Source organism: Streptomyces sp. NPDC057474 (assembly GCF_042802555.1).
Classification (GTDB): domain Bacteria; phylum Actinomycetota; class Actinomycetes; order Streptomycetales; family Streptomycetaceae; genus Streptomyces.
This window is the reverse complement of sequence record NZ_JBHVDX010000333.1, coordinates 1-7,661: the sequence shown is the minus strand read 5'-3', so window position 1 is coordinate 7,661 and position 7,661 is coordinate 1. Positions and strand designations below refer to the sequence as shown.

Genomic DNA, 7,661 nt, shown 5'->3' with positions numbered 1-7,661 from the left:
GTGATGTCGTTGCCCTCGAAGTACGCGATCGAGCGGGCCACCCACACGCCCGCGCCCGGTGGCAGCGCCGGGCCGATCGCCGCCCAGAACGGCGGCAGCAGCGGCCGCGGCAGCGCGCCGCCCGCGCTCGGGTTGCCCGCGATCACCACCAGCAGGACGGCCACGCCGATGCCGGCGATCCCGAAGACGCACTGGAGCGCCAGCGTGGCCGCGCCCACCGCGAGGACGACCAGCGCCCCCAGCCCCCACAGCGCCGCCACGCTCCCCGGCAGGGCGCCCAGGACCGGCCCGGCGATGACCGCGCCGCCGAGTCCGCCGACGATCGCGAACAGCGCCAGGACGGCCAGCCGGATGATCCCGCGCCGGATGTTGGTGGGCCGCGCCCCCGCGCTCATCGCCAGTGCCGACGCGCACAGATAGCCGCCCACGCACCAGCCCACGACCAGATAGAAGGACGTGAGCCCGTTGGCGTCCCCGGTGTCGGCCGGGGCCACGTCCACCGTCCGCAACGTGCGGCCCTCGGACCTCTCCAACGCGGCGACGAGCGTGGCCAGCGCGCCCGCGAGGGTGCGGCCGCCGCCGGAGGCGACCAGCAGGGTGTCGGTGGTGCCGGCCGGGTCGATCAGCAGGGCGCCGTCGATCTCCCGGTCCGTGATCCGCTCGCGCGCCGCCGCCCGGTCGGCCACCGTGCGCGGGTCCAGCGGCTCGCCCGGCAGCCGCTCCAGCCGGGTCACCGCCCGCTCGGCCGCGGCCTGAGGCGCGACCACACCGAACGGCACGTCCCTGAGCTTCGGGCTGTGCAGCGCCCCCACGTACGAGGCGATGAAGAGCAGCTGCAGGGCGAGCACCCCGATGACGAGCAGGGTGGCCCGTGGCGTGACCCCGTCCTTGAGCTCGTCGAGGAAGGATCTGGGGGCGGCACCGGCCGTCTGTGTCATGTCCCCACGGTCCGGGGCGGGCGACGTTTGCGCAGGTGGGATGGGGCCGAATGGTCATCGCACAGAAGTTCGAAAAGTGGTCTATGGTGGAGGCGGGAAGGCTGTGAACTGATGTTCGAGTCGAGTGGTTGACCGGGTCGAGTGGTTGAGCGAGTGCGGGAGGTGCGTGTGCCGGGATTCACGCATCTGCACACCGTCTCCGGGTTCTCCCTGCGCTACGGCGCCTCGCACCCGGAGCGGCTGGCCGAGCGTGCCTCCGAACGGGGTATGGACGCCCTCGCGCTCACCGACCGGGACACCCTCGCGGGCGCTGTCCGGTTCGCCAAGGCCTGTGCCGGGGCCGGGATCCGTCCGCTGTTCGGGGTGGACCTGGCGGTGGAGGTGCCCGCCACCGCTTCCGTACGGCAGGCGCGGCGGCGTGCTCCCGTGCGTGGTGGTGCCTTCATGGATGAGTCGACTCCTCGGGTGACGTTCCTCGCGCGCGAGGGTGCGACCGGCTGGGCCGAGCTGTGCAGAATCGTTTCGGCAGCGCATGCGGGCAGTGGCCCGGGTGGGGGCAGGAGTGAGATTCCGCCGCTGCTGCCCTGGGCGGAGTGTGCCGCCGAGGGGCTGACCGTGCTCCTCGGCCCCGCCTCCGACGTGGGGCGCGCGCTGGCCGCCGGGCGCCACGACCGCGCCACGAAGCTCCTCGCGCCCTGGCGGGAGAGGTACGGCGACGCTCTGCGGCTGGAGGCGGTGTGGCACGGCCGTGAGGGCACCGGCCCCGGTTCGCTGCGGCTGGCCGCCCGCATTGTCGGCTTCGCCGCCGAGCAGCGCGTACGGCCTGTGCTCAGCAACGTCGTCCGGTACGCCGACCCCGGCATGGGCCCGGTCGCCGACGTCCTGGACGCGGCCCGGCGGCTCGTCCCCGTCGACCCCCGGGGCGAGCTGGACTCGGGGGAGGCCTGGCTCAAGGGCGCGGACGCCATGCTGGCCGTCGCCGAGCGGGTGGTCGAGGCCGCCGGGTACCGTCGCGGCACCGCGTACCGCCTGCTGGAGCAGACCCGGGCCACGGCCGCCGAGTGTCTGGTCGACCCGGAGGACGACCTCGGCCTCGGCACCGTCCACTTCCCCGAGTCGCACCTCGTCGGCGCGGGCCGCCGCACCGCCCAGCGGGCGCTGGCCTCACGGGCGGCGGCCGGGATGGTGCGGCACGGCTACGGCACCCGGCGGGAGTACTGGGAGCGGATGCACCAGGAGCTGGACGTGATCGCCCACCACGGCTTCGCCTCCTACTTCCTGACGGTCGCTCAAGTCGTCGACGACGTACGGAAGATGGGCATCCGGGTCGCCGCCCGCGGCTCCGGCGCGGGCTCCCTGGTGAACCACCTCCTGGACATCGCGCACGCCGACCCCGTCGAACACGGCCTGCTGATGGAGCGGTTCCTGTCCAAACGGCGGGTCGCGCTGCCCGACATCGACATCGACGTGGAGTCCGCGCGTCGCCTGGAGGTCTACCGCGCGATCATCGACCGCTTCGGCACCGAGCGGGTCGCGACCGTCGCGATGCCGGAGACGTACCGCGTCCGCCACGCCGTCCGCGACGTGGGCGCGGCCCTCTCCCTGGACCCCGCCGACATCGACCGGATCGCCAAGTCCTTCCCGCACATCCGGGCCCGCGACGCGCGGGCGGCGCTCGAAGAGCTGCCCGAGCTCAGGCGGTTGGCGGGGGAGAAGGAGAAGTACGGCCGGCTGTGGGAGCTGGTCGAGGCGCTGGACGCCCTCCCGCGCGGAGTCGCCATGCATCCGTGCGGGGTGCTCCTCTCCGACGCGTCCCTGTTGAGTCGTACGCCGGTGATGCCGACCAGCGGCGAGGGGTTCCCCATGTCCCAGTTCGACAAGGACGACGTCGAGGACCTCGGGCTGCTCAAGCTCGATGTGCTGGGCGTGCGGATGCAGTCGGCGATGGCGCACGCGGTGGCGGAGGTGGCGCGGGCGACGGGGGAGCGGGTCGACCTGGACGCGCTCGACTTCGAGCGCGGCGCCGGCGACCCGGCGACGTACCAACTCATCCGTTCCACCGAGACGTTGGGCTGCTTCCAGATCGAGTCGCCGGGGCAGCGGGACCTGGTGGGGCGGCTCCAGCCGGCCACCTTCCACGACCTGGTGGTGGACATCTCGCTGTTCCGGCCCGGTCCGGTGGCCGCCGACATGGTGCGGCCGTTCATCGCGGCCCGGCACGGGCGGGCGCCGGTCCGCTACCCGCACGACGATCTGGCGGAGCCGCTGCGGGAGACGTACGGCGTGGTCGTCTTCCACGAGCAGATCATCGACATCGTGCACCTCATGACCGGCTGCGGCCGGGACGAGGCGGACCGGGTGCGGCGCGGGCTGTCCGACCCCGAGTCGCAGGGGCGGATCCGGGTCTGGTTCGCGCAGCACGCGGCCGCGAAGGGGTACGACGCCGAGACGATCGGGCGGACCTGGGAGATCGTCGAGGCCTTCGGGTCGTACGGCTTCTGCAAGGCGCACGCGGTGGCGTTCGCGGTGCCGACGTACCAGTCGGCGTGGCTCAAGGCGCACCATCCGGCGGCGTTCTACGCGGGGCTGCTCACGCACGACCCCGGGATGTACCCGAAGCGGCTGCTGCTGGCGGACGCGCGGCGGCGGGGGGTGCCGATCCTGCCGTTGGAGGTGAACCGGTCGGCGGTCGCCCACTGTATCGAACTGGTGTCTGAATCAAGGGGGTCGGGGGAGGAGAAGGTGTGGGGGATCCGGCTCGCCCTCTCCGATGTGCACGGCATCAGCGAGGCCGAGGCGGCGCGGATCGCGGACGGGCAGCCGTACGCCTCGCTGCTGGACTTCTGGGAGCGGGCGCGGCCGAGCCGGCCGCTGGCCGGGCGGCTGGCCCAGGTGGGGGCGTTGGACGCGTTCGGTGCCAACCGGCGTGATCTGCAACTGCACTTGACCGAGCTGCACCGTGGCAGCCGGGGCGCGGGCGGGGGCCAGCTGCCGCTGGCGGGTGGGCGCAGGACCGCGCCGGCCGGTCTGCCGGACCTGTCCTCCGCCGAGCGGCTCAGTGCCGAGCTGGGAGTGCTGTCGATGGACGTCTCGCGCAATCTGATGGACGACCACCGGGAGTTCCTCGACGAACTGGGCGTGGTGTCGGCACGGCGGCTGCGCGAGGCGCGGCACGGGGAGACGGTGCTGGTCGCGGGCGCCAAGGCGGCGACCCAGACCCCGCCCATCCGCTCCGGCAAACGGGTCGTCTTCACCACCCTCGACGACGGCACCGGCCTGGTCGACCTCGCCTTCTTCGACGACTCCCACGACGCCTGCGCCCACACCGTCTTCCACTCCTGGCTGCTGCTGGTGCGCGGGGTGGTGCAGCGGCGCGGCCCGCGCAGCCTCAGCGTGGTGGGCGCGGCCGCCTGGAACCTCGCCGAGCTGGTGGAGCTGCGGCGCGAGGGCGGCCTCGACGCGGTGGCGCCCCGGCTGGCGGAGCCCGTGGACACCGGGGGCGGCCCAAATGGCGGGCACGGCGGCAGCGGCGGCGCACCCGACAGCGGCGGCGCACCCGACAACGGCGGCGCACCCGACAACGGCGGCGCACCCGACAACGGGGGCGGGCGACGCGGTGACACCGGCCGTCGGATTCGCATGTCCACCGGCTACGAGATGCATCCATGGGCCGATCTGCGGCCCGCGGGCGAAGAGCCCTCACAAGGTCCTTCTCAGATACGGAAGTTGTGGCACCAGAGTCCAGGGAGTGCGGGATGACCATCCTCTGCGTACGTTTCCAGCTGCCGCCGAAGTACGAGGCCGCACTGCCCGGTCTCCTTGGCCTGGTCGAGGACTTCACCCCGGTCGTGGAGGCGCTGCCGCCCGACGGGGCGCTGGCCGATCTGCGGGGCGCCGAACGGTACTTCGGCCGGGACGCCGAGGAACTGGCACAGCTGATCCGGGTCCGTGCCCTCGCGCTGTACGGCGTCGACTGTCTGATCGGCGCCGGGCCCGGACCGCTGACGGCGCGGCTGGCGCTGGGGGCGGCCGCGCCCGGGTCGCCGTGCGCGGTCCCCGAGGACCTCGTCGTGGACTTCCTCGCCGAACTGCCCGTCGGCGCGCTGCCCGGCGTCGGCACCGCGACCGCCCGCACCCTGTGCGAGTACGGCCTGGACACCCTCGGCGGGGTCGCCTGTGCGCCGCTGTCCACGCTCCAGCGCCTGGTCGGCGCGAGGACCGGCCGTGAACTGCACGAGAAGGCGAACGGCGTCGACCGGGGCCGGGTCGTACCGAACGCCGTCGCGCGCTCGCTCGCCACCGAACGCCCCTTCTCCCACGACGAGTTGAACCCCGACCGGCACCGCCGCGCCCTGCTCGCCGGCACCGGGGAACTGGGATCCCGGCTGCGCGCCCTGGACCAGGTCTGCCGCACCCTGACCCTCACCGTCCGCTACGCCGACCGGTCCTCGACGACCCGCACCCGCACGCTCAAGGAGCCGACCGCGCACTCCCCGGCGCTGACCGCGACGGCCTACGCCCTGTACGACGCTCTCGGCCTCCAGCGGGCCCGCGTCCGCGCGATCGCCCTGCGCGCCGAGGGGCTGACCCCCGCCGACCAGGCCTCCCACCAGCTCGCCTTCGACCCGGTCGACGAGAAGCTCCGCCGTATCGAGGAGGTCGCGGACCGCGCCCGAGCGAAGTTCGGCCCCCACGCGGTGCTACCGGGGACGCTGGCCGCGTAACACCCCGCGCTTGAGGGTCAGTTGGCCCACGGGGGCACGATCCGTGTGCCGTCGGCCAGCTCCGCCTCCAGGCCGAGGGAGGTGGTGACCCAAGTGACGGCCGTCTCCGCCGTCGGGTTCTCGACGGCGAGGGTCGCGCCCGAGTTGATGATCAGGGTGTCGCCCGCGGCGACGCGGTCGGTGCGGCCGTCGAGTGTGACCAGCAGCTCGCCGCTGAGCAGATGAAGGATCTCCTCCTTGCTGACGGTGTGCGCGGGCGCCTTGGTCCCCGGCGGGATCTCGCCCCGCCAAGCGGCCAGTTCCCTGCTGCCGGTGCGGGGAGTGGCGTACGAGACGAAGCGGGCGCCGTGGATCTCGTGGACGACGGCTTCGGACGGGCGGACGACAGGCATGCGGGCCTCCTGGAGCCTTCTGAAGTCTTCCGAGCAGATGGTCAAGCAGCTTGACTATATGGCTATATGGTCAAGCTGCTTGACCAGTTCGTCAAGGGTGTTTCAATGCAGGCGTGCAGAACTCCGAAGCCCTGGCCCTGACCGCCGCCCTGCTCGCCGCCGCCGGTGACCTGACGCGCCGTATCGACGAGGGTGTCGTGGCCCGCGGCTTCGAGGGGCGGCCCTCGTACGGCTTCGCCTTCACCAGGCTCGCCCCGGACGGCGCGACGGTCACCGACCTCGCCGGCCATCTCGGGGTGACCAAGCAGGCGGCCAGTCAGCTCGTCGACGAGCTTGTGCGCAAGGGGTACGTGGAGCGGCGACCGCATCCCGGCGATGCCCGTGCCCGGCTGGTCGTGCTGACCGAGCGCGGGTGGGCCTGCACCCGGGCGGCGGAGGAGGCGGCGGTCGAGGTCCTCGCGGGGTGGGCCGAGTTGCTCGGCGGGGAGGGGGAGATGCGGGCGTTGCGTGACCAATTGCTGCGCATCGCGCCCCGCGGTCCCATCAGGCCCGCCTGGTGACGGTTCGACGTCACGTGTCAGTGTCCCCGGCCATCACTTGAAGATTTTACTGACGCGTAACTTCCCACTTTTTCTACTCGCCCGTAACTTGGCGAATTAGAACAGCATCCTCGTGATCCGGATCACAGGGCGAACGTCGTCGCACGTCCCTTGAGCCGCAAGGAGATCACCCGATGCTGCCCTGGAAGCGCCTGATCAGACCGTTGGCCGCCCTGTGCCTGGCCGCCGCGGCGACCGTCGTCCCCGCCACCGCCGCCGAGGCCGCGGACACGGCCGCCGCGCCCAGCCGTGGCTGGAACGACTACTCCTGCAAACCCTCCAGCGCCCACCCCCGCCCCGTCGTCCTCGTCCACGGAACGCTCGCGAATTCCGTCGACAACTGGCTGGGCCTCGCGCCGTACCTCGTGAACCGGGGCTACTGCGTCTACTCCCTCGACTACGGCCAACTCCCCGGCGTCGCCTTTTTCAACGGGCTCGGCCCCATCGACAAGTCGGCCGAGCAGCTCGACGTCTTCGTCGACCGGGTGCTCGCCGCGACCGGCGCCGCCGAGACCGACCTCGTCGGTCACTCGCAGGGCGGCATGATGCCCCGCTACTACCTCAAGTTCCTCGGCGGAGCCGCGGAGGTGAACGCCCTCATCGGCATCGCCCCCTCCAATCACGGCACCACCCTGAACGGCCTCACCGAACTCCTCAAGTACTTCCCCGGCGCCGGCGACCTGCTGTCGAGCGCGACCCCCGCCCTCGCCGACCAGGTGGCCGGATCCGCCTTCATGACCAAGCTCAACGCGGGCGGCGACACCGTCCCCGGCGTCACGTACACGGTCCTCGCCACCAAGTACGACGAGGTGGTCACGCCGTACCGGTCCCAGTTCCTCGACGGGCCGAACGTGCGCAACATCGTCATCCAGGACCTCTGCGCGCTCGATCTCTCCGAACACGCGGCGATCGGACTCCTCGACCGCATCGCGTTCCACGAGGTCGCAGGCGCCCTGGACCCGGCCCACGCCACCCCGACGACCTGCCTCTCGGCCGTAGGCTGACATG

The 7,661-nt window shown here is 72.6% G+C and carries 6 protein-coding genes; 4 read left to right on the top strand and 2 right to left on the bottom strand.

The genetic code is table 11. From position 1 onward, the window contains the following. The coding region (locus ACFU53_RS44765) for a DUF3533 domain-containing protein (RefSeq protein ID WP_384005740.1) at positions 1–938 on the bottom strand (938 nt) is incomplete at its 3' end. Positions 939–1,106: 168 nt separating this feature from the next. On the opposite strand from ACFU53_RS44765, the gene ACFU53_RS44760 reads away from it, so the two are divergent. Both ACFU53_RS44760 and ACFU53_RS44755 read left to right on the top strand, forming a co-directional pair. Then, positions 1,107–4,697, top strand: a complete 3,591-nt coding sequence (locus ACFU53_RS44760; protein ID WP_384005738.1) for a DNA polymerase III subunit alpha — start codon at positions 1,107–1,109, stop codon at positions 4,695–4,697. Next, complete coding sequence (locus tag ACFU53_RS44755; protein WP_384005737.1) at positions 4,694–5,662, top strand: hypothetical protein; 969 nt, start codon at positions 4,694–4,696, stop codon at positions 5,660–5,662. The genes ACFU53_RS44760 and ACFU53_RS44755 overlap by 4 nt, the downstream gene beginning before the upstream one ends. Before the next feature lie 17 nt (positions 5,663–5,679). On the opposite strand, the gene ACFU53_RS44750 is transcribed toward ACFU53_RS44755, so the two are convergent. Then, the gene (locus ACFU53_RS44750) at positions 5,680–6,054 is read right to left on the bottom strand and encodes a cupin domain-containing protein (protein ID WP_384005736.1); all 375 of its coding nucleotides are present in this window, start codon (positions 6,052–6,054) and stop codon (positions 5,680–5,682) included. Between the two features lie 113 nt (positions 6,055–6,167). On the opposite strand from ACFU53_RS44750, the gene ACFU53_RS44745 reads away from it, so the two are divergent. Continuing rightward, positions 6,168–6,614, top strand: a complete 447-nt coding sequence (locus tag ACFU53_RS44745; RefSeq protein ID WP_384005734.1) for a MarR family winged helix-turn-helix transcriptional regulator — start codon at positions 6,168–6,170, stop codon at positions 6,612–6,614. 173 nt (positions 6,615–6,787) lie between these two features. Continuing rightward, positions 6,788–7,657 (top strand): esterase/lipase family protein, encoded by an 870-nt coding sequence (locus ACFU53_RS44740; RefSeq protein WP_384005732.1) that lies wholly within the window; start codon positions 6,788–6,790, stop codon positions 7,655–7,657. Positions 7,658–7,661: the final 4 nt, after the last annotated feature.